Genomic DNA, 24,837 nt, shown 5'->3' with positions numbered 1-24,837 from the left:
TCCGCTCTGCCGCGTGGGCGCGACCATCCACGACGCGTCCGCGCCCGGGACCTGCTTCACCGCGAGCCCCGCGGCGGGGTCAGGCCGATTCCACGCGCTTCTTCAGCCCCGCCAGCGCCCGGTCGATGATGACCTTCTCGGCCTTCCGCTTGATCATCCCGAGCATCGGGATCTTGACGTCCACGGTCAGCAGGTACGTGACCTCCGTACCCCCCGCCCCGGCGGGCTTGAGGATGTAAGAGCCGTCCAGGGACCGCAGCATCTGGGACTTCACCAGCGTCCAGGACACCTCGTTCTCGCCGGTCCAGGTGTAGCCGAGGACCTGGTCGTCCTTGATCGCGCCCGCGTCCATGACGAGGCGGACCTGCTCGGCGCGGCCCTGGGCGTCCGTCTTGAGGACTTCGGCCTCCTTCACCTCGCCGGTCCAGTCCGGGTAGCGGGCGAAATCGGAGATGACCGCCATGACGTCGGCCGGGGCCGCCTCGATGGTGATGCTCGAGCTGGTGTGTTCCGCCATCGCCGTGGCTCCTCCAGATGCGGGCCGGTATGAGGTCGTGCGCAGGTGCGTGCAGCGTGAAGGCTACCGCGCACGGGACCCCCGGATCTCACCCGACCTGGGACGTCCTCACCACTCCAGTGCCCAGGGCGTTCCGGTTGACGCGAAGTGCCCCACGTTCACGCACTCGGTCGCCCCGATGCGCATCCTCTTCACCAGCGGCTGGTGCACGTGCCCGAAGAGGGAGTAGCGGGGCCTGGTGCGGCGGATGGCGTCCAGCAGGGCGCGGCTGCCGCGCTCGAAGCGGCGGGCCACGGTGTCGTAGACCAGCTCGGGAACCTCGGGCGGGATGTGCGTGCAGAGCACGTCGACCTCGCCGACGGCCTCGATCTTCGCCGCGTACTCCTCGTCGCTGATCTCGTAGGGCGTTCGCATCGGGGTGCGCAGGCCGCCGCCGACGAAGCCGAAGACCCGGCCTCCGATCTCCACGCGCTCGCCGTCCAGGACGGTCGTGCCGGGGCCCGCGTACTCCCGCCACAGCGGCGGCATGTCGACGTTGCCGTAGGTGGCGTACGTAGGAGAGGGGAAGGCGGCGAACAGCTCGGCGTACTGCTTGCGCACCGCCTCTTCGATCACCGTGGCGCGGTCGCCCTGGAGGCCGGCCCACAGCTCGGCCCCGAGCGCCCGGGCCTCCTCGAAGCGGCGGGCGGTGCGCAGCGCGACGATGCGGTCGGCGTTCTCCACGCCGAACAGGTCGGGGAAGATGCCGCGCGAGTGGTCGGCGTAGTCCAGGAAGAGGACGAGGTCGCCCAGGCACACCAGCGCGTCGGCGCCCTCCCCGGCCCTGGCCAGGTCGCGGGCGTTGCCGTGCACGTCGCTGACCACGTGTACGCGCGTCCGGTGGTTTCCGACTGGTGTGGGTGCCATGACGATCAAGCGTAAGCGTGTGCGGCACACGTGAACAGTGGCGGTCCTACCTGCGGTTACTGGCCAGTCAGTTAGCGCGTGGACTACTGTGCGCGAAGGAATACCCAACTGTGTGACGCAGCGAACATCTCGACGGGTCCCCCTGTCGGAGAAGGCATACCGGCGGGTAACGTCCGGGCAGTCCAGTCGTGCTCTGCATTTCAACGAGTGAATGCCTGAGTACCTCCCCGAGCCTTGGACCGCACCGTCGCAGCACACACCGTCGTGGCGCCGGCGCCCTATGAGGAGCAGCAGTCTTGCGCGAGTTCAGCCTTCCGGCTTTGTACGAGGTCCCTGCGGACGGAAATCTGACCGACATCGTCCGCAGAAACGCCGCGCAGCACCCGGACGTCGCCGTCATCGCCCGCAAGGTCGGCGGCAGCTGGCAGGACGTCACCGCCACCGCGTTCCTCGCCGAGGTGCACTCGGCCGCGAAGGGGCTGATCGCCGCCGGGATCCAGCCGGGCGACCGGGTGGGGCTGATGTCCCGCACCCGCTACGAGTGGACGCTGCTTGACTTCGCGATCTGGAGCGCGGGCGCGGTGACCGTGCCGGTGTACGAGACCAGCTCGCCGGAGCAGGTGCGGTGGATCCTCGGCGACTCGGGCGCGACCGCCTGCGTGGTGGAGTCGGAGGCGCACGCGGCCGCGATCGAGTCGGTGCGCGACGGGCTGCCGGAGCTCAAGCACGTGTGGCGGATCGACGGCGGCGGCGTCGACGAGCTGGGCCGGCTCGGCCAGGACGTCACCGACGAGACGGTCGAGGAGCGCGGCTCGTTCGCCAAGGCCGACGACCCGGCGACCATCGTCTACACCTCCGGCACCACCGGCCGCCCCAAGGGCTGTGTGCTCACCCACCGCAGTTTCTTCGCGGAGTGCGGCAACATCGTGGAGCGGCTGCGTCCGCTCTTCCGCACGGGCGAGTGCTCGGTGCTGCTCTTCCTGCCGCTCGCGCACGTCTTCGGCCGGCTGGTGCAGATCGCGCCCATGATGGCGCCGATCAAGCTCGGCTGCGTCCCGGACATCAAGAACCTCACCGACGAGCTGGCCGCGTTCCGCCCGACGCTGATCCTGGGCGTGCCGCGTGTCTTCGAGAAGGTCTACAACTCGGCGCGGGCCAAGGCCCAGGCCGACGGCAAGGGCAAGATCTTCGACAAGGCCGCCGACACCGCGATCGCCTACAGCAAGGCGCTGGACACCCCCTCCGGCCCGTCCCTCGGCCTGCGGATCAAGTACAAGACGTTCGACAAGCTCGTCTACAGCAAGCTCCGCGCGGTCCTCGGCGGCCGGGGCGAGTACGCCATCTCCGGCGGCGCCCCGCTCGGCGAGCGCCTCGGCCACTTCTTCCGCGACATCGGCTTCACGGTCCTGGAGGGCTACGGCCTGACCGAGTCCTGCGCGGCCACGGCGTTCAACCCCTGGGACCGGCAGAAGATCGGCACGGTCGGCCAGCCGCTGCCCGGCTCGGTGGTGCGGATCGCCGACGACGGCGAGGTGCTGCTGCACGGCGAGCACCTGTTCAAGGAGTACTGGAACAACCCTGGCGCGACCGCCGAGGCGCTGGCCGACGGCTGGTTCCACACCGGTGACATCGGCACCCTCGACGAGGACGGCTACCTCAGGATCACCGGCCGCAAGAAGGAGATCATCGTCACCGCGGGCGGCAAGAACGTCGCCCCGGCCGTGATCGAGGACCGCATCCGGGCGCACGCGCTGGTCGCGGAGTGCATGGTGGTGGGCGACGGGCGGCCGTTCGTGGGCGCGCTGGTCACCATCGACGAGGAGTTCCTGGGCCGTTGGTGCTCCGACCACGGCAAGCCGGCGGGTTCCACCGCGGCGTCGCTGTGCGAGGACCCGGACCTGCTGGCCGCGGTCCAGGCGGCGGTCGACGACGGCAACGCCGCGGTGTCGAAGGCGGAATCGGTGCGGAAGTTCCGCATCCTGTCGCACCAGTTCACGGAGGAGTCGGGCCACCTGACGCCTTCGCTGAAGCTGAAGCGGAACGTGGTGGCGAAGGACTACGCGCACGAGATCGAGGCGATCTACGCGAAGTGAACCCCCGGGGCCATCCTCCACGTGGTGAGCCCCTGGCCGGTCGGCTATGGCGCGGTGTCCTCGGCGAGGACCCGCGCCATCGTGCGTTCGGCGAGCGCCGTGATGGTGACGAAGGGGTTCACCCCGAGCGACCCGGGCACCAGCGAGCCGTCCGTGACGTAGAGGCGGGAGTATCCCTTCACGCGGCCGTAGTCGTCGGTCGCCTTGCCCAGCACGCAGCCGCCCAGCGGGTGGTAGGTGAAGTCGTCGGCGAAGACCTTGTTCTTCGAGCCGAACAGGTCGTACCGGTAGATCGTCGCGTTGGCCGCGTTGACGCGGTCGAACAGCTTCTTGGCCATGGCGACGGAGACGGCGCTGTGGGCGGCCGTCCAGCCCAGTGCCAGCCGGTCCGAGGCGGCGTCGTAGGAGAAGGAGGCCCGCTCCCGGTTCCTGGTGATCGCCAGGTAGAGGCTCACCCAGTGCTCCAGGCCCGTCGGCAGCGGGGCGATCTCGGCGAACACCGGGTTGGCGGTGTTCGCCCAGTCGTCGATGCCCATGACCGGCATGGTCGACTGGTTCGCGCCGACGGTGTCCCACAGGTGGTTGGCCCGGCCGAGCATCACATTGCCGTTGGTGCCCCAGCCGGCGCCGACACTGGCGTCGAGGGCGGGCAGGGTGCCCGTCTCCCGGGCGCGCAGCAGCAGTTCGGTGGTGCCGAGGCTGCCGCCGCCGAGGAAGAGGTACGTGCAGCCGTACTCCTTGGTCTCCACGACCCGGCCCGTCTCGTCGACGCGGTCGGCGGTCAGGACGTAGGTCCCGTCCGGTGCGCGGCTGATCGCGCGCACCTTCTCCAGGGTGTGGACGGTGACGTTGCCGGTGCCGAGCGCGGCGGCGAGGTAGGTCTTGTCGAGGCTGCGCTTGCCGTGGTTGTTGCCGTAGATGACCTCGCCGCCGAGCGCCGACTTCGGGGCGCTGCCGGCCGCCTCGCGCTCCATGTGGCCGAAGTCGTAGACGCTCGGCACGAAGGTGGTCCGCAGGCCGGTCTTCTCGGCGTGCTTGCGGGAGACGCGGGTGAAGCGGTACCACTCGGTCGACTCGAACCAGGCGGGGTCGATCGTGTTCACGCCCAGGGCGGCGCGAGCACGCGGGAAGTACGTGCCGTACATCTCGTCGGCGTCCACCGTCGGGAACTGCTCGGCGAAGTACGGCCGGGGCGGGGTGACCGCCATGCTGCCGTTGACCAGGGAGCCGCCACCGACGCCGCGGCCGACGTAGACGGACATGTGGTCGAAGTGCACGCGGTCCAGGACGCCCGGGTAGCGGCCGATGTCGCGGTTGACGACGTCCAGCCAGAGGAAGCTGCCGAGGGGGGCCTCGGTGCGGGTGCGGAACCACATGGAGCGGCTGTCGGGCGCGCTGGTGGTGCAGAAGACCTTGCCGTCGGGGCCGGGGGTGTTCCAGAGGCGGCCCATCTCCAGGACGAGGGTGCGGATGCCGGCCTGGGCGAGGCGCAGGGCGGCGACGGCACCGCCGTAGCCCGAGCCGACGACGATCGCCGGGGCGGTGCCGACCGCGTCGGGCTGGGCGGCCCGGGCGCTTTCGAGGCCGACGCGGGTGAAACCGAGGGCGGCAGCGGTCTGGAGGGCTGCCATGCCGAGGATGTGACGTCTTGTCAGGTGACGATGCGTCAGATTTGCTGTCATGGGCGCAGCATCGGCGGATTTTGGGGTTCCGCCTAGTGGGGTGCGGCGTGATCCTTGCGGGCGCGCGGGTCGCCTGTGGCTTGCCGCGCAGTTCCCCGCGCCCCTCATGGCCCTAAAGCAAGCTTTTGAGATTCTCCGCGAGGAGGTCCCAGCGCCACTTCTCCTCGACCCACTCCCTGCCCCGCTCCCCCATCCTGCGGCGCAGCTCGGGGTCTCCCAGCAGGGTGATGACGCGGTCGGCCGCCTCCGCCGGGGAACCGCCGCGCACCACCCAGCCCGTCTCGCCGTCCAGGACCGCGTCCGGGGCGCCGCCCGAGTCTCCGGCGACGACCGGGAGCCCCGTCGCGGAGGCCTCAAGGTAGACGATGCCGAGGCCCTCGACGTCCAGGCCGCCGCGGCGGGTGCGGCAGGGCATCGCGAAGACGTCACCGGCGCCGTAGTGGGCCGGCAGCTCCGACCAGGGCACGGCGCCGGTGAACCGGACGGCGGAGGCGACGCCGGTCTCGCGCGCGAGCCTGCGCAGGTCGTTCTCGTAGGGGCCGCCGCCGACGATCAGCAGGACGGTGTCGGGCTCGGCGGCCAGGATGCGGGGCAGGGCCCGGATCAGGGTGTCCTGCCCCTTGCGCCGCACCAGCCGGGAGACGCAGACCACCACCGGGCGGTCCGTCAGGCCCAGCCGGGCCCGCACCTCGTCGCCGCCCGAGGCGGGGTGGAAGGTCTTCTCGTCCACGCCGGGCGGCAGCTGGACCATGCGTGCGGCGGCCTGGGGCGTCAGGGCGGGGGCGATGCGCGAGCGGGTGTACTCGCCGAGGTAGGTGATCGTGTCCGTGGCGTCGCCGATCCGCCGCAGCAGCTGCCGGGCGGCGGGCAGCTGCGCCCAGCCGGCCTCGTGCCCGTGCGTGGTGGCGACCAGCCGCTCGGCACCCGCCTTGCGCAGCGCCGGGGCCATCAGGCCGAGCGGGGCCGCCGCCCCGAACCAGACGGAGGTGCAGCCGTGCTCCCGCAGCAGCCCGACGGCCCGCCGGGTGACGTCCGGCGTCGGCAGCAGCATGGTCGTGCGGTCGCGTACGACGGTGAAGGGCTGCTCCGCGTCGAAGGCACGGGTCGCCTCGAGTCCCTCCCGGCTCCGCTTCCAGGTGGAGGCGTAGACGACCAGCCGCTGCGGGTCCAGGCGCAGCGCCATGTTGTGCAGGAACGCCTGGATGCCACCGGGCCGGGGCGGGAAGTCGTTGGTCACGATCAGGGTCTTGCGCACGCCGCCGACCCTACCGAACCGCCCCTCACAGCCCCGCGTCGCGGCAGGTGTGGCACGCTCACAGGCGGCGGGCCCATCATGGCCCCCTCGACACGGCAGGCGAACGGGCAGGGATCACGTGAAGACGACGGGCGCGGGGCGGTCCCTGGCATGGCTGCCGGTGGTCTGGTGTCTCACGAGGCTGGTGCTGCTGCTGTTCGTCCTGAAGGTGTACGTCTTCCCCGGCCCGGACGTCACGAGCGACGTGCACGTGATCTACCGGGGCTGGTACGACGTCCTGAGCAGCGGAACGTTCCCTCTGCACGACGTCACCTGGCAGTATCCGCCCGCCGCCGCGCTGGCGATCCTCTCCCCCGGCCTGCTGCCCTTCCTGGACTACGCGACCGCGTTCTTCGTGCTGGTCTGCGTCACCGACGCGGCCGTGCTGGCCCTCATGACGTACGCGGGGCGCCGCCCGGGCCGGTCGCTGCGCGGCGCCTGGGTGTGGGTGACCGGCGTGCCGCTGCTCGGTCCGACGGTGTACGCCCGCTACGACGTGATGGTCACGGCCGTGGCGATGGCCGCGCTGCTCGCGGGCGCCCGGCACCCGAGGGCGATGGGGGCCCTGGCCGCGTTCGGCGCCCTGCTCAAGGTGTGGCCCGCGATGCTGCTGCTGGCCGCCCGCCATCGCGGTACTTGGGTGTCGGCCCTGGTGACGGGGGTGGCGGTGACGGGCGTGTTCGCCCTGGCCATGCCGGGTGCGTTCGCGTTCCTGACCTTCCAGCGGGACCGGGGCACCGAGGTGGAGTCGCTGGGCGCGCTGGTCTTCCACGTCGCCCGGCACTTCGGCTGGCAGGGCGAGGTGAAGCTGAACTACGGCTCCATCGAGTTCCTGGGGCCGTATGTGAGCGAGGTGAGCACGGGCGCGCTGTTCCTCACCGGGGCGGCCTTCGGCTGGCTGGTGCTGTGGCGGCTGCTGGCCCGGCGCTTCGAGGAGCACACGCTCGCCGACGCGGCCTTCGTGGCGGTGCTGATGTTCACCACCACCAGCCGCGTGATCAGCCCGCAGTACATGGTGTGGCTGGTCGGGCTGGCGGCGGTGTGCCTGTACTTCCCCGGGAGCCGGATGCGGCTGCCGGTCGCCCTCGTCCTGGTGGCGAGCTTCGTGACGGTGCTGGAGTTCCCGTACTACTTCGGCAGCGTGGTGGCCAGTGACGGCCTCGGCCTGACCCTGCTGTTCCTGCGCAACGGTCTGCTGGTGGCCGCCGCGCTGACCGCGGCCCGTGCCCTGTGGCGGGCGACGGTCCCCGGCACGCTCCCCGCGCCCGCGTCCGCCCGGCCCACCCGAAGCGACGAGACGCCCGTTTCCTCCTGAGCGGGGGCCCGGCCGTGGGGCGTACGGGTGGTCCGGCCCGCGTCGGCCGCTCCCCGGCCCCGCCGGGTCATCCGAGCTGGTCCTCCAGGGATTTCCGCCACTCCCTGGTGAAGGCCTCCTGCGTCGTCCCCAGCACCGTCCGCATCGCGTCCTCCACCGCCCCGGCCCGCTTCCCGTGGGCGCCGACGGCCCGGTAGAACGCGCGCAGCCGGGGCTCGCCCCAGCGGTCGGCGATCAGGCGGCACGCCGTCCAGCCGCTCTCGTAGGCGCGGGCCAGGCGGCCCGCGTCGCCGGTGAAGCCGAAGTCCTCGTCGTCCGGGAGCGCGGTGGGGATCCGGCCGTCGGCGACCGCCCGTGTCAGCTCGGGCGCGGCCTCGGCGGGGATGCGGCCGGCCGCGCGGTAGCCGACCCAGTCGGCGTATCCCTCGGACAGCCACAGGGGGGTCGCGGCGGAGGTGTGGGCGCGGGTGGCGACGTGGGTGGTCTCGTGGGTGACGACGACCTGCTCGCCGAGGCCGCCGAGGAGCGCGAACGCGTCCGGGTTGACGATGATCCGGTCCGCCGGCGCCCGGCCCCGCGCGCCCGTCTCACCGGTGGTGACGGCGGCGATCCCGCGATAGGAGGAGGCGGGCGAGCCGAGCAGCCCCGCCATCCCCTCGAGGGAGGTGGGCACGAGCACCACGACCCGCCGGCTCCAGCGGGTGCCCCACGCGTCCGACACGGCGGGCACCGCTCGGTCGGCCAGGTCCGCGAAGTCGCGCAGCGACCGTCCGGACTGCCCGACGCCGAGCACGAGACTGTGCCGTCCCCGGACGAGCTGAACCGTCCCCTGGTCCCAGAGCTGCTGCGCGGACTTCTTCGCGGGCCGGTCGGTGTCCACGGACCACCGCCCGGTCGCGTCCCGGCTCAGCCGCAGGGTGCGTCCCGCGGTCACCGGCGCCGGGTCGTAGCCGGCGACGCGGTAGCGCAGTTCGGCCTCGGCGGTGGCGGTGTCGCCGGTGCGGCGCAGCCCGGTCACCCGGTACGACCAGGCGGCCACGGGCACCGCGCGCAGTCTGGCGAAGTCCGTGCCCCGGCCCGTGCGTTCGTAGGCCCGCTGGTCACGGTCGAGGACCGCGGCGGCCCGGCGGTCCAGGAGCCGCTGGACGTCGGCCGTGGCGCTGTCGGCCGCCGGGCGCCCGCCGCACCCGACCAGGGCGACGAGCAGCAGGACGAGCGCCACCACCCCGGATCCCGACCTTCGACCAGCCACGTCCCGATCGTACGGGCGCCGGGCCGCGCGGGTCAGACCCTGGTGACCGACGAGACGGGCATCATCCCGACCGGGTCGTAGCGCACGGGCGCGCCGGGGTAGGGCGCGTGGATGACCTGGCCGTTGCCCATGTACATCCCGACATGGCTGGCGTCGCCCCGGTAGACGACCAGGTCACCGGGGCGTGCCTCGGACAGCGGGACCTGCCGGCCGGCGTACCGCTGGGCCTGCGAGGTGCGCGGCAGGGAGACCCCGGCCTGTGCGTACGACCACTGCATCAGGCCCGAGCAGTCGAAGCCGGAGGGTCCGTTCGCCCCCCAGACGTAGGGCTTGCCGAGCGCGCTGCGGGCGGCGGCCACGGCGGCGGACCCACGGCCCGAGGCGGCGGTGGCGCCGCCGAGGTCGGGCATGCCGGTGCGGCCGGAGCGGGAGGCGCGGCCGTAGGCGTCGCGCTCGGCGTCGGGCAGGGAGTTGAGCAGCCGCTGCGCCGCGGCGAGCTTCCGCTCGACGCTCTTCTTGTGGGCGGCGACGGCCTTGCGGCTCTTCTCCAGCTCGCGGAGCTTGCCGGCGGCCTCCTCGCGGTCCTGGGCGAGTTCGCGCATGGCGTGCCGGAGTTCCCTCAGCTCGCCGGCCTGATGGGCGGTGAGGCGGTCGAGCCGGGAGGCCTTGTCGAGGTAGTCCTCCGGGTCGTCGGAGAACAGCAGGGCGAGGGACGGGTCGATGCCGCCCGAGCGGTACTGGGCACCGGCGAGCGAACCGAGGGACTCGCGCATCGAGTTGACGCGCTGCTGCCCACGGGCGATCCGGTCCCGGGCGGTGCCGACCTCCTCGCGCAGCGCGTCGGCGCGCTCGTCGGCCTCGTTGTAGGCCTCGGTCGCCTTCTCGGCCTGCTCGTAGAGCCGGTCCACCGTGGCCCGGGTGTCGTCGTACGGTGCGGCGCCGGCCGGTACGGCGCCCAGGGCGGCGGCCGCGACGGACAGCAGGCCGACCGCGGCGCTGGCGCCCCGGTCGGACCCGGACGGTGCAAGGCGGCGATGGGACCCCACGGGAAGCCGCTCTCCTTCCGCTGGCGGACTAAGAACGCGGCAGACAGTAGCCCCGTGGCCGGGGGCCGCCAACGACCATCCGTGGGTGTACAGCGGTGCGCCCCGCCGCTGACGCAGGTCAACGGCGGGGCGGGGGCTCACTCGGAGCTGGGGTGATTCGCCCGAACGGCGGACAGGGTGTCCCGGTTCGGAGGGTTTGGGGCCCGGTCGTCAGACCCGGACGCCGAACATGAACGGACCGCCGATGGTGTCCATCGACTCGTAGCGCACGACCGTGCCGGTGCGGGGGGCGTGGATGATCTGCCCGTTGCCGGCGTAGAGGCCGACGTGGTGCAGGTCGTTGAAGAAGAAGACCAGGTCGCCGACCTTGAGCTGGCTGACCGAGTAGATCTTGGTGCCGATCTGGGACTGGGCCTCGGAGGTGCGCGGGATCTGGATGCCGGCGGCGGCGTAGGCCCGCGAGGTGAGACCGGAGCAGTCGAAGGAGCTCATGCCGGTGGCGCCGTAGACGTAGGGCTTGCCGAGCTGGCTCTGGGCGAAGGCGAAGGCGGCGGCGGCGCGGCCCGAGCCGGGCGGGACGTCCACGTCGAGGGCGTCGCGCTCGCTGGTGCGGCTGGCGCGGCTCTGCTCGGCGGCGAGTTGGGCCTTCTCGGCGGCGGTGAGGCTGTTGAGCAGCTTCTGCGCGGAGGAGAGCTTGCCCTGGACTTCCTTCTTCTTCTTGCCCAGTTCGGTCCGGGTGGAGGCGAGGTCCTTGAGCTTCTCGGAGGCCTCGGCGCGCTCCTGGGCGAGTTCGCGCTGCTTCTCCTGGACCTTCTTCAGCGCCTCGACCTGCTGGCTGCTCAACTGGTCGAGCGTGGAGGCCTTGTCGAGGTAGTCCTCGGGGTTCGCGGAGAGGAACAGCTGGACGGAGGGGTCGATGGAGCCGGTGCGGTACTGCGACGCGGCGGCGAGGCCCAGGCTGTCGCGGAGCTCGTTGAGCTCCTCCTGGCCGCGGGCGACGTTGTCCTGGATGGTGGAGATCTCCTTCTGGAGCTTCTCCTGCTTCTCCTTGGCCCCGTTGTACTTCTCGGTGGCCTGCTCCGCCTCTTCGTAGAGCTTGTCGACCTTGGCCTTGACCTCGTCCTTGCTCGGCTTCTCACTGGGGGCCGCGCTGGCGGCCTGCGAGCTGAAGGCGACGGCAGCGGCGGCGGCTGTGGTCAGCACGGTCACACGTGCGCGGCTCGGCTGCTTCGGACGACGGTGGGACGCCACGGGTGAAAAGCTCCTTCTGGCCCCTCCGCCGTCTCTCCCGATGAGTGATCACCCGAGCGGAGGTTGGGGCTGACCCTAGTGACCTTCCTGTGATCAGTTCAAATCCTCAGATGAAAAATCGCGTCACGGTAGGCCAACTTTTCCCCGGGACTCACAGGCGGTGAGACCCACTTGACGCACCGTGGCTCACAGGTCCCACCAATTCGGGCATCACGCCCGGACGTTACGCATGGTGCGTACGACTCCTAGGCCCGTGAAAGCCGCTTCAGCAGCATCGCGGAGGCCACGGGGCGGGCACCGGCCCGGGCCACGCCGTCGGCGACCTCGCGGTCGGTGGACGCCACGATGACCGGGCGGCCCGGCGGTTCGGCCCGCACCAGCTGGCGGATGAGCTCGTCGGCGGTGACGCCCGGCTTCGAGAACAGCACGCGCACCCCGCGCGGCGGGGCAAGCAGCACCGGCGCGGCCAGTTCGGCGCCGTCGAAGACGCAGGTCACCTCCGCGCCGCTCTGCGCGGCCAGTTGGGAGAGCTGCCCGAGCAGCCGCAGGCGCTGCTTCTCCAGCGGCATCTGCGGATAGCCCGTCTTGGTGACGTTGTAGCCGTCGACGACCAGATGGGCCTGCGGCAGCGCCAGCAACTGGTCGAGGACCTGCGGGTCGTTCTCCGACAGGGCGCGGGCGGCGATGTCCTTGGGGGTCATCCGGCCCGGCTCGACGGCGTCGACGGTCTCGGCCGGCCGCACCGACACCGGGGGGAGCGCCAGTTCGCGGCGCAGCCCCTGGGTCGCGTCCAGCAGGGTGTCCAGCAGCAGCCGTACCCGCATGTCCTCGACGCTGCGGCCCTCGCGGGCGGCACGGCGCGCGGCCTCCAGGGCGGCCTCGGTCTCGCTCAGCCGGGACTTCAGCCGCCGCGTCTCGCTCTCGGCGGCGGACACCTGGGCGTGCCCCTCGGCGCGGACGGCCTCGATCTCGCCGTGCGCCTTGCGCAGGGCCGCCTCGCCGCGCTTGACGTCACTGAGGGCGGCGCGCAGCTTGCGGTGCAGCGACTCGGTCTCCTTCTTGGCCGAATCCAGCTCCGCGCGCAGCCGCTCGGTCTCGGCCCGGGTGTGGTCACGGGCCCGGTCGAGCTCGTCGCGGAGCCGTTCCAGCTCGGCCCGGCTCTCCTCGTCGGCGCGCTCGGCGTCGGCCCGCTGGGCCTCCTCGCCGGCGGCGGTCACGAGTTTCACCCAGTCGAGGGGCCGCAGTACGTAGGCCGCGGCCGCCACGTCGAGCGGGTCCGCGGCCGGGGGCGGGGAGCCTGAGTCGAGAGCGCCGGTCAGCTCCGGCTGGGCCTCTCTCAGCTTCTCCCCGATGCGCTGCCGGAACAGCGGATCGGTCTCCAGCGCCGCGGCCATCGCGTTGCCGGCGAACTTGGCCCTGCGGTTCGGGGCGAATCTGGCGTACTGCCTGAGCTGCGCGGGCAGCTCGCCGACCGTCAGCGAGCCGAAGCCGTCGGAGACGATCTGCACGACCCTGCGGCGCACGCCGTCGGGCAGGGGACGGTCGAGCACCTCGGCGGCGCCGTCGCCCGGCCCCCCGCCCGTGGTCTCCACCATCCGTCACACCCCTATGCCTGTGCGGGGCCGGTCCCTGTCAGGAGCCGGCACCCGGCCTGTCCACGAGTTCCACCTGGTCCACCGCGTTGCACCAGCGGCAGCGCACCGACTCGATGGTCTCACTGAGCACCTCGCGCTCCTCGACCTTCGGCTCTCCGGCCAGGTCGAGGTGGACGTACTCGACAACCTTCGACGAGCGGGTCACGTCGAACCTCGTGAGGTTGCCGCAGAGGGTGCAGCGCCACCGCGTCCCGGCGGTCGGCAGGGGAACCGTCATCGTGACCTGTTCTCTTTCCTTCTAGTGTCCGTGACGCGACCGGCATCCCCGGTGCGTGTGGTCCGTAACCCTAAGGCCTGGCGGGTCCTCGCCGCCTGCGCGTCCACGGCGGCGAGGCGGTCTGGGTGGTTGCGTCCGGTTACGTCATGCTCTGTATTCATGATCCGCAAGTGGAGTGCGCCGCTCGTCCGGGCCGGCAGATCGGTCACGCGGTCGTCGGCGCCGGTCACGTACACCCTGATCGCCCTGTGCTGTCTGTCCTTCCTGGCCGGACCCGCCTCGGGCCTGAACCCGGCGTACGGCGCCGGCGACGAGCTGCTCGCCGTGCAGCGGGCCTACTTCCGGCGGTGGGGGGTGATCCCCGCGGAACTGTTCGAAGGGTCCACGGGATCGGCCCTCACCCCCGCGACGGCGCTCTTCGTCCACGGCAGCTGGGTGCACCTGCTCGGCAACATGCTCTTCCTCTACGTCTTCGGCGCCATGACCGAGGAACGGATGGGCCGCGTGCAGTTCACCCTGTTCTACGTCGGCTGCGGCTACCTGGCCCTGCTGGGCTACGCCGTGGCCAACGCGGACTCCGAGCAGTCCCTGGTCGGCGCCTCCGGGGCGATCTCGGCGGTCCTCGGTGCGTTCCTGTACCTGTTCCCACGCGCCCGGGTCACCAGTCTCCTGCCGTTCCTCTTCTTCCTGCCGGTGCGCTTCCCGGCCTGGGTCGTGCTGCCGTTCTGGGCGGCGCTGCAGTGGCTGGCGGCGGGGCGGGCCTCGGACGGGCCGGGGGTGGCCTACCTCGCCCACCTGATCGGATTCGGTCTGGGCTTCGGCTACGCGTCGGTCCGCTACGGCCGCCCGACCGGCCCCACTAGAGTGAAGGCCGCCCCTGCTCCGGCCCCCGAGGGAGAGAACCAGCCGTGATCACCGCGATCGTCCTCATCAAGACCAGCGTGGACCGGATCCCCGAGATCGCCGAGTCGATCGCGGCGCTGGAGAGCGTCAGCGAGGTCTTCTCCGTCACGGGCACCTACGACCTGATCGCGATGGTCCGGGTCAAGGAGCACGAGGACCTGGCGGAGGTCATCCCGGGCCGGATCAGCAAGATCAGCGGGGTGGAGGGGACGGATACGCACGTGGCGTTCCGCACCTACTCGCAGCACGACCTGGAAGCGGCGTTCTCGATCGGCCTGGACAACTGAGGCCGCCCTGTCCGCCCTGCGGATGATCGTCCAGGGCGGACAGGGCGGCCGACCGCCGGCTCAGGCGGAGGTGTCCGGCACGCAGCGGCCGTCCTCGGTGCGGTAGGTCCACTTCGCCCCGTCCGCCACCAGCTCCCTGACCGCGCGCACGAACCGCTCCACGTGCTCGTCCGGCGTGCCCGCGCCGAAGCTGACCCGGATGGCGTTCAGCGACTTCTCCCCGGGCGCGGCCTCCGGCGACCCGCACTCCCCCTGCGACCGGGGGTCGCTGCCGAGCAGCGTGCGCACCAGCGGGTGGGCGCAGAACAGCCCGTCGCGCACGCCGATGCCGTACTCCGCGGACAGGGCGGCGGCGAAGTGGGAGCTGTTCCAGCCCTCGACGACGAAGGAGAGCACCCCGACCCGCGGCGCGTCGTCCCCGAAGAGGGACAGGAACCGCACCTCGGGCACGTCGGCGAGACCCTCCCGTACCGCGCGGACCAGGTACCGCTCACGGGCCACCAGGGTGTCGAAGCCGGCCTCGGTCAGCGCCTTGCAGGCCGAGGCCAGGGCGTAGGCGCCGATGACGTTGGGCGAACCCGCCTCGTGGCGGGCGGCGCTGTCGTGCCACTCCACGTCCACTCCCCCGTCCTCGCGCCGGGTGACCTTGCGGCTGGCGCCGCCGCCCGCGAGGTACGGCTCGGCCGTGCGCAGCCAGTCGGACCGCCCGGCCAGCACGCCCGAGCCGAAGGGCGCGTACAGCTTGTGCCCGGAGAAGGCGACCCAGTCGACGTCCAGATCGGCGACGGACACCGGGTGGTGGGGGGCCAGCTGGGCGGCGTCCAGCACGATCCGCGCACCGTGGGCGTGCGCGGCCGCGGCGAGTTCCCGCACCGGCCACAGCTCGCCGGTGACGTTGGAGGCGCCGGTGATGCAGACCAGGGCCGGCCCGTGGCCCCCCTCGGTCGACACCGTCCGGCCGGCCAGGGCGCGGTTCAGGCTCTCGACGGCCGCACCGGGGCTGCGCGGCGCGTCGAGGAAGGTGACGCGGGCGTCGCGCCAGGGCAGCAGGGAGGCGTGGTGCTCGGTCTCGAAGACGAAGACCTGGCAGTCGGCGGGGAGCGCGGCGGCGAGGAGGTTGAGCGAGTCGGTGGTGGAGCGGGTGAAGACCACCTGGTCGCCTTCCCGGCAGTCCAGGAACTCCGCGACGGTCCGGCGGGCGTTCTCGAACAGGTCGGTCGACAGCTGCGAGAGGTACCCGGCCCCGCGGTGCACGCTGCCGTAGTACGGCGCGTAGGCGGCGACGTCGTCCCAGACCCGCTGGAGCGCCGGGGCGCTGGCGGCGTAGTCGAGGGCGGCGTAGGTGACCTCGCCGCCGGTCACGAGCGGCACGGTGACGTCCCGGCCCAGAACGGGCAGCGGGGCACAAATGGACGGAGCGGCGGCAACGGTGGAGACGGACATGGGTGAACTCCCGTGAAGGCAGGTGGAATCCGCCCGCGAGCCGGTACGGCTGCCAGCGGGGGGGGTGAAGGAAAGAGGGATGCGGAGGCGGGGCTCTGCGGCCCTATCGCATTCGCTGATTCACGGGAGAACTCCTCGACGACCAGGACCCCTGGCCCCACACTTCTCAAAAGCGTGCGAGGGGTCCGCGCTTGCCGCAGACCTCGCTGCCTGCGGCCTGGTCTTCACCCGGGGCACCCCGCCACGGACGGAGGGTTGCCGGACAGTCGGCCGGGGCCTCATGACTGTCACTCATGACCTGCTCAGGAACGTACGCGAAAAGATCGGCGTCCCGCAACCCGAGTCCGGATCGCGGGACGCCGTACGGACATCCGCTACTTGTTGCTCGCGGCCACCCAGCGCTCCAGGGTGCGCTTCGCCGCGCCCGAGTCGATCGACTCGGCCGCCTTCACCATCCCGGCGCGGATCTGCTCGGCCAGCGGGGCCTGTGTGGGCTCCAGGGCCACCAGCGCCGCCGCCGAGTTCAGCACCACCGCGTCCCGCACCGGCCCGGTCTCCCCGTCCAGCAGCCGCCGCGCGACCTCCGCGTTGTAGGAGGCGTCAGCGCCGCGCAGGGCCTCCACGGGGACCAGGTCGAGGCCCACGTCACGCGGGTCGAAGGCCTCCTCGGTCACCTTGCCCCCGCGCACGATCCACACCCGGGACGTGGCCGTGGTGGTGAGCTCGTCCAGGCCGTCGTCGCCCCGGAAGACCAGGGACGAGTTGCCGCGCTCGGCGAAGACGCCCGCGACGATCGGCGCCATGCGGGGGTCCGCCACACCGACGGCCTGGGCGCGGACCCGGGCCGGGTTGGTCAGCGGGCCGAGGGCGTTGAACACCGTGCGGATGCCCAACTGGCCGCGCGCCGCGCCCGCGTGCCGCAGCGCCGGGTGGAACTTCACCGCGAAGCAGAAGGTGATCCCGGCCTCGTCGGCGACCTCCGCGACCCGGTGCAGCGGCAGTTCCAGGTTGACCCCGAGCTTCTCCAGCACGTCGGAGGCCCCGGACGCCGAGGACGCGGCCCGGTTGCCGTGCTTGACGACCTTCGCGCCGGTGCCCGCGACGACGATGGAGGACATCGTGGAGATGTTGACCGTCTTCGCGCCGTCACCGCCGGTGCCGACGATGTCGACCGTCGCCCCGGGCACCTCGATCACGTTGGCGTGCTCGTACATCGTGCGGACCAGACCGTTGATCTCCTCGACGGTCTCGCCCTTGGCGCGCAGGGCGACGACGAACCCGGCGATCTGCGCCTCGGTCGCCTCGCCGCGCATGATCCGGTCCATCGCCCAAGCGGTGTCGTCCGCGCTCAGGTGCCTGCCGTCCAGCAGGCCGTTCAGCAGCAGGGGCCAGGAGCGGCCCGCCGCGGTGTCGCCTCCAGCGGGGGTCACAGCGCTCATAAGCCGCTCCAGGGTCAGGCGTCCCGCACTGCGGGACGAGAGTCTCAACGGGTCCACCCTATCCAGGCCCGGGCACGCGAAGGGCCCCGTCCGAACACCGGACGGGGCCCTTCAGTGGCGTGGCGAAGCAGTGATCAGTGGTGGCCGTGGCCGCTCGTGATCTCCCGGTACTCCTCGACGGTGGGCTTCGGGATCTGGGCGCCCTCTCCGTAGTAGGCGTCGCTGAGCTTGGCGCGCAGCTTCTCGGAGCCCTTCACCTTGCGCTCGACACCGTTCTCGTCGACCGTCGGGCCGATCTCGGCCGGCTTGTACTGCTCGTGCGCCGTGAGCGTGTACATCTGCTCCTGGCTGAGCGGCTCGTGCACCTCGATGAACTCACCGTGCGGCAGGCGCTTGATGATGCCCGACTCGCGGCCGTGCAGCACCTTCTCCTTGTCCCGGCGCTGGAGGCCGAGGCAGATCCGCTTGGTGACGACGAAGGCGATGACCGGTCCGAGGAAGAAGCCGATCCGGACGAACCAGGTGACCGCGTTGATCGACAGGTGGAAGTGCGTGGCGACGATGTCGTTGCCACCGCCGATCAGCATGATGATGTAGCCGGTGACCCACGCGACACCCACGGCGGTACGCGTCGGGGCGTTGCGCGGGCGGTCCAGGATGTGGTGCTCGCGCTTGTCCCCGGTGACCCACGACTCGATGAACGGGTACAGGGCGATGATCGCGAGGAACAGGCCGAAGAGGACCAGCGGGATGAACACGCCCAGGACGAGCGTGTGACCCCAGAGGTTGATCTCCCAGCCCGGCATGGCGCGGACCAGACCCTCGGCGAAGCCCATGTACCAGTCGGGCTGGGCACCGGTCGACACCTGGTCGGGACGGTAGGGGCCCAGGACCCAGATCGGGTTCACGGTCGCGATGCCGGCGATGGCCGCGATGACACCGAAGACCAGGAAGAAGAAGCCTCCGGCCTTGGCCATGTAGACCGGCAGCAGCGGCATGCCGACGACGTTCTTGTTGGTCCGTCCGGGACCCGCGAACTGGGTGTGCTTGTGGTAGAAGACCAGGATCAGGTGGCCGACCACGAGCCCGAGCATGATGCCCGGCAGCAGCAGGATGTGGATCGAGTAGAACCGGGCGACGAAGTCGGTGCCCGGGAACTCCCCGCCGAACAGGAACATCGAGATGTACGTGCCCACGATCGGCACGGACAGGATCGCGCCCTGCGTGAAGCGGACACCGGTGCCGGAGAGCAGGTCGTCCGGGAGCGAGTAGCCGGTGAAACCGGTGAACATGCCCAGGACGAACAGCAGGAAGCCGAACAGCCAGTTGATCTCGCGCGGCTTGCGGAACGCGCCGGTGAAGAAGACGCGCATCATGTGCACGAACATGCCGGCGAGGAAGATGATCGCCGCCCAGTGGTGGATCTGCCGGATGAGCAGACCGCCGCGGACGTCGAAGCTGATGTCCAGCGTGGAGGCGAAGGCCTCCGACATCAGCTGCCCCTGGAGCGGGACGTAACTGCCGTGGTACTCCACCTCGTTCATCGACGGGTGGAAGAACAGCGTCAGGTACACACCCGTGAGGATGATGATGATGAAGCTGTAGAGGCAGATCTCACCGAGCATGAAGGACCAGTGGTCCGGGAAGATCTTGCGCATGTTGGCCTTGGCCAGGGAGTAGATCCCGAGGCGGCCGTCGGCCCAGTCGGCGACCCGCTCACCCGCGGGCGCCTTGCGGCGTGTCTGTGCAGTGCTCATCCGCGCTCCCAGAAAGCAGGGCCGACGGGCTCTTCGAAGTCGCCGAGCGCCTCGAGGTAGCCCTCGTCGTTCACGCCGATGCGGAGCTGCGGCAGGGCGTGACCAGCGGGACCGAAGATCACTCGGGCACCGTCGGAGAGGTCGAAGGTGGACTGGTGGCAGGGGCAGAGCACGTGGTGCGTCTGCTGCTCGTACAGGGAGATCGGGCAGCCGACGTGGGTGCAGATCTTCGAGTACGCGACGATGCCCTCGTGCGACCACTCGAGCTCGCGCTTGTCCTTAATGTTGTCCGGCTGGATGCGGACGATCATCAGGGCGGCCTTGGCGATCTCGTTCTGGAAGTCGTGGTCGTGCTCCTCCAGGCCCTCGGGCTTGGCGAAGGTCAGCGAACCGACCGCGACGTCGGAGGGACGCAGCGGCTCGTTGGTGTTCATGTTGACGAGCAGCTTGCCCTTCGACCACAGCGTGTGGCGGAGCTTCTCGCCGGGCAGCGGACCGAGGTCGCGCAGCAGCACGACTCCGGAGAGCGGGACCAGCGTGAGCGCGCCGAGCATGGTGTTGCGGATCAGCTTGCGGCGGCCGAGCGCGGACTCCTTGGCGCCCTGCTTGAAGTCCGCGAAGACCTTCTCGCGGACCTCGGGCGCCGCCTCGATCGGGTGCCGCTCGTCGGCGACCTCCACGTCCGACATCAGGGTGCGGGCCCAGTGGACGGCGCCCGCGCCGATGCAGAACAGCGCGATGCCGAGCGTCAGGCCCAGCGCGAAGTTCAGCGCGCTGATGTGGCCCAGCGGGAAGATGAAGACCGACTTGTCGACCGGGATCGCCACGAACGCGGCGATGAAGGCGACGGTGGCCAGCATCGACACCGTGAACATCAGGGCGACCGCACGCTCGGACCGCTTGGCGGCCCGCTCGTCGATGTCCTGGATCCGGTGCTCGTGGGGCGGCAGGCCCGGGTCGGCGAACGGGTGCTTCTCGTCCGCGACGCTCACCACGCCGTGCCCGTGCTCGTCATGGCCTGCGGACTGCGCGGCAGGCAGGTTCTCTTCTGGAATGTCTTGGCTACTCATGACTTCTTGGCCTTTGCGGTCCGGGCGGCGACCCACACGGCGACGGCGATCAGACCGCCGAGACCGAAGATCCAGCCGAACAGGCCTTCACTGACCGGCCCGAGGCCACCCAGTTCGAGGCCGCCGGGGCTCTCGGTCTTTTCGCTGTTGACCGCGTCGAGGTACGCGATGATGTCCTTCTTGTTCTTCTCCGACAGCGTGGTGTCGGGGAAGGACGGCATGTTCTGCGGGCCGGTCTGCATGGCCTCGTAGATGTGCTTCGGGGAGACGCCCTCGAGGGTCGGCGCGTACTTGCCGTGCGTCAGCGCGCCGCCCTTGCCGGTGAAGTTGTGGCACTGCGCGCAGTTGGTGCGGAACAGCTCACCGCCCTTGGCGATGTCGGCACCCTCGGGGCCGTACTGCTCCTCCGTCGGGACGGACGGACCGGCGCCCAGCGAGGCGATGTACGCCGCGAGCTGGTCGATCTCGGCCTGCGAGTAGATGTTCTTCTTCTCCGGGACCTGGGGGCCCTGGGAGGTGGCGGCCGGCATACGGCCCGTGCCCACCTGGAAGTCGACGGCCGCGGCGCCCACACCCACCAGGCTCGGCCCGTCGGAGGTGCCCTGACCGCCGGTGCCGTGGCAACTGGCGCAGCCGACCGAGTAGAGCTTCTTGCCCTCCTCGATGGTGAGGGACTGGGCGGTTTCGTCGGCCTGCGCCTTGTCCGCGGGTGCGAACACGGCGTACAGCCCCCCGGTGCATGCCAGCGCGAGGAGTAGGACGACGAGCGCCGCCAACGGGTGGCGTCGTCGTGCGGAGAGCTTTTTCACGGATTACCCCGGTGTCAGGATCTTCTGCGTCGATGCTTCTGGGATGCGCCTCGTGGCGCGGATGCGGGCCCTGCTACTTGATCATGTAGATCGTGGCGAAGAGGCCGATCCAGACGACATCGACGAAGTGCCAGTAATAGGACACGACGATCGCGGCCGTCGCCTGCTCGTGGGTGAACCTCCGGGCGGCGTAGGTCCGGCCCAGGACCAGCAGGAAGGCGATGAGACCGCCCGTCACGTGCAGGCCGTGGAAGCCGGTGGTCAGGTAGAACACCGAGCCGTACGGGTCGGAGGACAGGGACAGGCCCGCGTCCTTGACCAGCTCCGTGTACTCGAAGACCTGACCGCCGATGAAGATCGCACCCATGATGAAGGTGACGATGAACCACATCCGCAGCTTCTTCACGTCACCGCGCTCGGCGGCGAAGACGCCGAGCTGGCAGGTGAGCGAGGAGAGCACCAGGATGGTGGTGTTCGTCGCCGAGAACGGGAAGTTGAGATGGGCGGCCATCTCCTTCCAGTGATCGGGACCCGTCACCGATCGCAGGGTGAAGTACATCGCGAAGAGGGCCGCGAAGAACATCAGCTCGGAACTCAGCCAGATGATGGTTCCGACGCTGGTGAGGTTCGGCCGATTGACCGACGGGTGCGCGTGCCCGGTTTCTACTGTCGTTGCTGTCGCCACGACCGACATTATGTCGGTCGCTTATCCCGCCCTCACTCCGGGGGGTGCCGTTCGGAGTGTCTAAGCCGGTCGTACCGGTGTTGACGTGGTGTTCAAGGGAGTAGCATCCGGCCCAACGGGCCTGTCCTTACGACGCTGACGTCACGGAGGAACAATGCAGCCGACCGCCACGGTGCTGGTCTACAGCGACGACTCCAACACCCGCGAGCAGGTGCGGCTGGCGACCGGCCGGCGGCCGGCCCCGGACGTCCCTGTGGTGGAGTTCGTGGAGTGCGCGACCCCGGCGGCGGTGATCAAGGAGCTGGACCGGGGCGGCATCGACGTCTGCGTGCTGGACGGTGAGGCCGTGCCGATGGGCGGCATGGGGGTCTGCCGGCAGATCAAGGACGAGATCTTCGAGTGTCCTCCGGTGCTGCTGCTGATCGGGCGGCCGCAGGACGCGTGGCTGGCGACGTGGAGTCGCGCCGAGGCCGCGGTGACGTTGCCGGTGGAGCCGGTGGAGTTCGCCGCGGCACTCGCTTCGCTGCTCCGGGACAAGGCGGCTTTGAACGCCTAGCGGGTCGGGCTCGGCCGGTTGTGGGGCGGCTGCGGGCCCGTGGGGGTTGTTCGCGCAGTTCCCCGCGCCCCTGAAGGGGCGTGCCCGTGCGGGCGTGCCCCAAGGGCGTCTAGACGCTCTGCGGGCGCAGTCGGGCCCTGTCGGCCTGTGTGAGGCCGTCCGGGGTGCCGCCGGCGAGGGCGCTGCCCGTGCGCCACTTCGCCCAGTCGAGGTTCCAGTCGCCGAAGCCGTTGCCGAAGGGCGCCATCGTGTCGCCGCCGGAGTTCACGACCTCGACGATGTCGCCCTCGCGGACGGTGTCGAAGAACCAGGCGGCGTTCTCGGTGCTCATGCCGGTGCAGCCGTGGCTGACGTTGGCGAAGCCCTGGGAGCCGACGGACCAGGGGGCGGCGTGCACGTACTCGCCGCTGTTGGTGACCCGGACCGAGTGGTGCACGACCAGGTCGTAGAAGTCCGAGGCGCCGATGCTGGCGCTGGTCATCCGGACGGTGCCCTCCTTGGCGAGGACGACCTTGACGCCGTTGCGCGTGTCGTAGCCGGGCATGCCCGTGGTCACCGGTATCTGCCGGATGATCTCGTCGTTCTTGTAGACCGTCATCCGGTGGGCGGCGGCGTCCGTCACGGCTATGAGCTTGTCCGCGGTGGTGATGGTCAGCGGCTTGGCCTTGCCGCCCCACATGCGGTCACCGATCTTGATGCCCTGCAGGTTGCTGCGGACCTGGATGGTGGCCTGCGCGGGCCAGTAGTCCTTCGGGCGGTAGTGCAGCTTCTTGTCGTCCACCCAGTGCCAGGCGCCGTCCGCGGCGGGGGTGGAGGAGACCTTGAGGGCCCGTTCCACGACGGCCCGCTGGGCCAGGTCCTTGACGGGCCGGCTCAGCTCGGCGGTGATCGGCTGGCCGACGCCGTAGGTGCCCCCCTTGGGGCCGAAGGTGACGTCCAGGCGCTGCTTGGTGGTCGGCTTGCCGGTGTCGAAGGTGACGACCTTGCGGCCGGGCGCCCCGTCCTCGTCCTCGGTGCTCACCCGGACCGTGTAGCTGGCGTTGGCGGCGAGCGGGGAGGTGCTGTGCCAGCGGCTGCCGTCGGCGGCGAGTTCGCCCGCCACGTAGCGTCCTGAGGCGTCCTGGGCGGTGACGTCCGTGATGCGCCCGTCAGAGTCCTCGACGACTTCCAGGGGCTTGTCCGGGTCGGCCTTCTTGCGGCCTTCGGAGGGGGCGTTGAAGGAGACCTGGTCCGCCGCGTCGTAGGGGCGGGCGGCGAGCGGGTTGCCGTCCGAGCCGCAGGCGGTGGCGCCCGCGCAGAGGGCGATCACCAGCAGCGTGCAGCCGACGGCGGTGCGGGGGCGGGATATCGCTGTGTGGCTCATGAGCTCACGCTAGGAAGCCGGGTCAACAGCGGCACGCCGAGCGACTCGTACGAGTGAACCGCGTTACGGCACACGGCAGGGGCCCGGACGCTCCTGTCGGAGTGTCCGGGCCCCTGAGGCGCTCGGCGTGTGTTACTGGGTGCGGTTCTCACCGCGGTAGTACTCGAAGACCCAGCCCCAGACGCCGATCAGGATGATCGGCAGCGAGAAGTACATCAGCCACCAGCCGATCGCGATCGACAGGAAGGCGAGGGCGCCGCCGACGGCCAGCGAGAGCGGCTGCCAGCTGTGCGGGCTGAAGAACCCGACCTCGCCGGCGTCGTCCGCGACGTCCGCCTCCTTGTTGTCCTGCGCACCGACGTCCACCCGCTTGGCCGTGAAGCCCAGGTAGAAGCCGATCATGATGCACAGGCCGAAGGCCAGGAAGAGCGCCGTGGTACCGGCCGGCTCCTTCGACCACACGCCATAGACCACAGCCATGGCGAGGACGAAGACGCTCAGCCACATGAACATCTTGCCCTGGATCTTCACTTGCCGGCCTCCTTGCCACCAGCGATGGCCTTCTCGTGACCGGCGTTCTCGAGCTGGTCGAGAGCCGCGATCTCGGGGTGGTGCAGGTCGAACGCCGGGGATTCACTGCGGATCCGCGGCATGGTGATGAAGTTGTGCCGCGGCGGCGGGCAGGAGGTCGCCCACTCCAGGGAGCGGCCGTAGCCCCACGGGTCGTCGACGCCCACCGGCTTGCCGTACTTGGCCGTCTTCCACACGTTGTAGAAGAACGGCAGGATCGACATGCCGAGCAGGAACGAGCTGATCGTCGAGATCGTGTTCAGCGCGGTGAAGCCGTCGGCCGCCAGGTAGTCGGCGTACCGGCGCGGCATTCCCTCGGCGCCCAGCCAGTGCTGGACCAGGAACGTGCCGTGGAAGCCGATGAACAGCGTCCAGAAGGTGATCTTGCCCAGGCGCTCGTCCAGCATCTTACCGGTCCACTTCGGCCACCAGAAGTGGAAGCCGGAGAACATCGCGAACACCACGGTGCCGAAGACGACGTAGTGGAAGTGGGCCACCACGAAGTACGAGTCGGAGACGTGGAAGTCCATCGGCGGCGAGGCCAGGATGACACCGGTCAGACCACCGAAGGTGAAGGTGATCAGGAAGCCGGTCGCCCAGAGCATCGGTGTCTCGAAGGACAGCGAGCCCTTCCACATGGTGCCGATCCAGTTGAAGAACTTCACACCGGTCGGGACCGCGATGAGGAACGTCATGAAGGAGAAGAACGGCAGCAGCACACCGCCGG

23 protein-coding genes and 1 riboswitch are annotated in these 24,837 nt (G+C 70.6%); of the genes, 5 read left to right on the top strand and 18 right to left on the bottom strand.

The genetic code is table 11. From position 1 onward, the window contains the following. Positions 1-79 precede the first annotated feature (79 nt). The gene (locus AB0I06_RS19335) at positions 80-517 is read right to left on the bottom strand and encodes an SRPBCC family protein (protein WP_363120031.1); all 438 of its coding nucleotides are present in this window, start codon (positions 515-517) and stop codon (positions 80-82) included. A gap of 108 nt (positions 518-625) precedes the next feature. Beyond that, on the bottom strand, positions 626-1,423 hold the full coding sequence (locus AB0I06_RS19330; RefSeq protein WP_363120030.1) for a metallophosphoesterase: 798 nt from the start codon (positions 1,421-1,423) through the stop codon (positions 626-628). A gap of 296 nt (positions 1,424-1,719) precedes the next feature. On the opposite strand from AB0I06_RS19330, the gene AB0I06_RS19325 reads away from it, so the two are divergent. Next, positions 1,720-3,516: an AMP-dependent synthetase/ligase gene (locus AB0I06_RS19325; protein ID WP_363120029.1), complete on the top strand. Its 1,797-nt coding sequence runs from the start codon at positions 1,720-1,722 to the stop codon at positions 3,514-3,516. 44 nt (positions 3,517-3,560) lie between these two features. On the opposite strand, the gene AB0I06_RS19320 is transcribed toward AB0I06_RS19325, so the two are convergent. Continuing rightward, complete coding sequence (locus AB0I06_RS19320) at positions 3,561-5,147, bottom strand: GMC oxidoreductase (protein ID WP_363120028.1); 1,587 nt, start codon at positions 5,145-5,147, stop codon at positions 3,561-3,563. A 163-nt stretch (positions 5,148-5,310) separates the two neighbouring features. Next, on the bottom strand, positions 5,311-6,453 hold the full coding sequence (locus tag AB0I06_RS19315) for a glycosyltransferase family 4 protein (protein ID WP_363120027.1): 1,143 nt from the start codon (positions 6,451-6,453) through the stop codon (positions 5,311-5,313). A 118-nt stretch (positions 6,454-6,571) separates the two neighbouring features. Here AB0I06_RS19315 and AB0I06_RS19310 point away from each other — a divergent pair, with 118 nt between their 5' ends. Continuing rightward, entirely contained in the window at positions 6,572-7,807 is a 1,236-nt protein-coding gene (locus tag AB0I06_RS19310) for a glycosyltransferase family 87 protein (protein ID WP_363120026.1), read from the top strand. A gap of 67 nt (positions 7,808-7,874) precedes the next feature. On the opposite strand, the gene AB0I06_RS19305 is transcribed toward AB0I06_RS19310, so the two are convergent. From AB0I06_RS19305 to AB0I06_RS19285, 5 genes are all read right to left on the bottom strand, one after another. Continuing rightward, a complete protein-coding gene (locus tag AB0I06_RS19305; RefSeq protein ID WP_363120025.1) occupies positions 7,875-9,059 on the bottom strand; it encodes a hypothetical protein in 1,185 nt (394 codons plus the stop codon). Between the two features lie 32 nt (positions 9,060-9,091). Beyond that, complete coding sequence (locus tag AB0I06_RS19300) at positions 9,092-10,105, bottom strand: NlpC/P60 family protein (RefSeq protein ID WP_363120024.1); 1,014 nt, start codon at positions 10,103-10,105, stop codon at positions 9,092-9,094. 210 nt (positions 10,106-10,315) lie between these two features. Then, positions 10,316-11,356, bottom strand: coding sequence for an NlpC/P60 family protein (locus AB0I06_RS19295; RefSeq protein WP_363120023.1), 1,041 nt, complete (start codon positions 11,354-11,356; stop codon positions 10,316-10,318). 245 nt (positions 11,357-11,601) lie between these two features. Then, positions 11,602-12,951, bottom strand: a complete 1,350-nt coding sequence (locus AB0I06_RS19290; RefSeq protein WP_363120022.1) for an NYN domain-containing protein — start codon at positions 12,949-12,951, stop codon at positions 11,602-11,604. Positions 12,952-12,988: 37 nt separating this feature from the next. Further along, positions 12,989-13,228 carry a hypothetical protein gene (locus AB0I06_RS19285; protein ID WP_114251597.1) on the bottom strand — a complete coding sequence of 80 codons (240 nt, stop codon included), beginning with the start codon at positions 13,226-13,228 and terminating at the stop codon, positions 12,989-12,991. Positions 13,229-13,387: 159 nt separating this feature from the next. Here AB0I06_RS19285 and AB0I06_RS19280 point away from each other — a divergent pair, with 159 nt between their 5' ends. Further along, positions 13,388-14,140: a rhomboid family intramembrane serine protease gene (locus AB0I06_RS19280; RefSeq protein ID WP_363120021.1), complete on the top strand. Its 753-nt coding sequence runs from the start codon at positions 13,388-13,390 to the stop codon at positions 14,138-14,140. Then, positions 14,137-14,418, top strand: coding sequence for an Lrp/AsnC ligand binding domain-containing protein (locus AB0I06_RS19275; RefSeq protein ID WP_363120020.1), 282 nt, complete (start codon positions 14,137-14,139; stop codon positions 14,416-14,418). Before AB0I06_RS19280 ends, AB0I06_RS19275 begins: the two co-directional genes overlap by 4 nt. A 60-nt stretch (positions 14,419-14,478) precedes the next feature. Here the strand turns inward: AB0I06_RS19275 and AB0I06_RS19270 are convergent, their stop codons facing one another. From AB0I06_RS19270 to AB0I06_RS19245, 6 genes are all read right to left on the bottom strand, one after another. Then, positions 14,479-15,861: an aminotransferase class V-fold PLP-dependent enzyme gene (locus tag AB0I06_RS19270; RefSeq protein ID WP_363120019.1), complete on the bottom strand. Its 1,383-nt coding sequence runs from the start codon at positions 15,859-15,861 to the stop codon at positions 14,479-14,481. Between the two features lie 182 nt (positions 15,862-16,043). Continuing rightward, a riboswitch (SAM riboswitch) is annotated at positions 16,044-16,160 on the bottom strand. A gap of 75 nt (positions 16,161-16,235) precedes the next feature. Then, on the bottom strand, positions 16,236-17,300 hold the full coding sequence (trpD, locus tag AB0I06_RS19265; protein WP_363120018.1) for an anthranilate phosphoribosyltransferase: 1,065 nt from the start codon (positions 17,298-17,300) through the stop codon (positions 16,236-16,238). Between the two features lie 134 nt (positions 17,301-17,434). Continuing rightward, positions 17,435-19,057: a cytochrome bc complex cytochrome b subunit gene (locus AB0I06_RS19260; protein WP_363120017.1), complete on the bottom strand. Its 1,623-nt coding sequence runs from the start codon at positions 19,055-19,057 to the stop codon at positions 17,435-17,437. After that, complete coding sequence (locus AB0I06_RS19255) at positions 19,054-20,127, bottom strand: Rieske 2Fe-2S domain-containing protein (protein WP_363120016.1); 1,074 nt, start codon at positions 20,125-20,127, stop codon at positions 19,054-19,056. The genes AB0I06_RS19260 and AB0I06_RS19255 overlap by 4 nt, the downstream gene beginning before the upstream one ends. Further along, on the bottom strand, positions 20,124-20,936 hold the full coding sequence (locus tag AB0I06_RS19250) for a c-type cytochrome (RefSeq protein WP_363120015.1): 813 nt from the start codon (positions 20,934-20,936) through the stop codon (positions 20,124-20,126). Before AB0I06_RS19250 ends, AB0I06_RS19255 begins: the two co-directional genes overlap by 4 nt. 73 nt (positions 20,937-21,009) lie before the next feature. Then, on the bottom strand, positions 21,010-21,630 hold the full coding sequence (locus AB0I06_RS19245) for a heme-copper oxidase subunit III (RefSeq protein WP_363120014.1): 621 nt from the start codon (positions 21,628-21,630) through the stop codon (positions 21,010-21,012). 145 nt (positions 21,631-21,775) lie between these two features. Between AB0I06_RS19245 and AB0I06_RS19240 the strand changes: the two genes are divergently transcribed. Further along, entirely contained in the window at positions 21,776-22,177 is a 402-nt protein-coding gene (locus AB0I06_RS19240; RefSeq protein WP_363120013.1) for a hypothetical protein, read from the top strand. Between the two features lie 109 nt (positions 22,178-22,286). Here the strand turns inward: AB0I06_RS19240 and AB0I06_RS19235 are convergent, their stop codons facing one another. The 3 genes from AB0I06_RS19235 to AB0I06_RS19225 all read right to left on the bottom strand — a co-directional run. After that, positions 22,287-23,540, bottom strand: coding sequence for an Ig-like domain-containing protein (locus AB0I06_RS19235; RefSeq protein WP_363120012.1), 1,254 nt, complete (start codon positions 23,538-23,540; stop codon positions 22,287-22,289). A gap of 132 nt (positions 23,541-23,672) precedes the next feature. Further along, the gene (locus AB0I06_RS19230; protein ID WP_363120011.1) at positions 23,673-24,071 is read right to left on the bottom strand and encodes a cytochrome c oxidase subunit 4; all 399 of its coding nucleotides are present in this window, start codon (positions 24,069-24,071) and stop codon (positions 23,673-23,675) included. Continuing rightward, a partial coding sequence (locus AB0I06_RS19225) for a cbb3-type cytochrome c oxidase subunit I (RefSeq protein ID WP_363120010.1) occupies positions 24,068-24,837 on the bottom strand: 770 nt, incomplete at its 5' end. The genes AB0I06_RS19225 and AB0I06_RS19230, both read right to left, overlap by 4 nt.

Origin of the sequence: Streptomyces sp. NPDC050674 (assembly GCF_040654575.1) — a bacterium.
GTDB lineage: Bacteria > Actinomycetota > Actinomycetes > Streptomycetales > Streptomycetaceae > Streptomyces.
The sequence above is the reverse complement of the archived record's forward strand: the minus strand, read 5'-3'. Positions and strand labels throughout refer to the sequence as shown.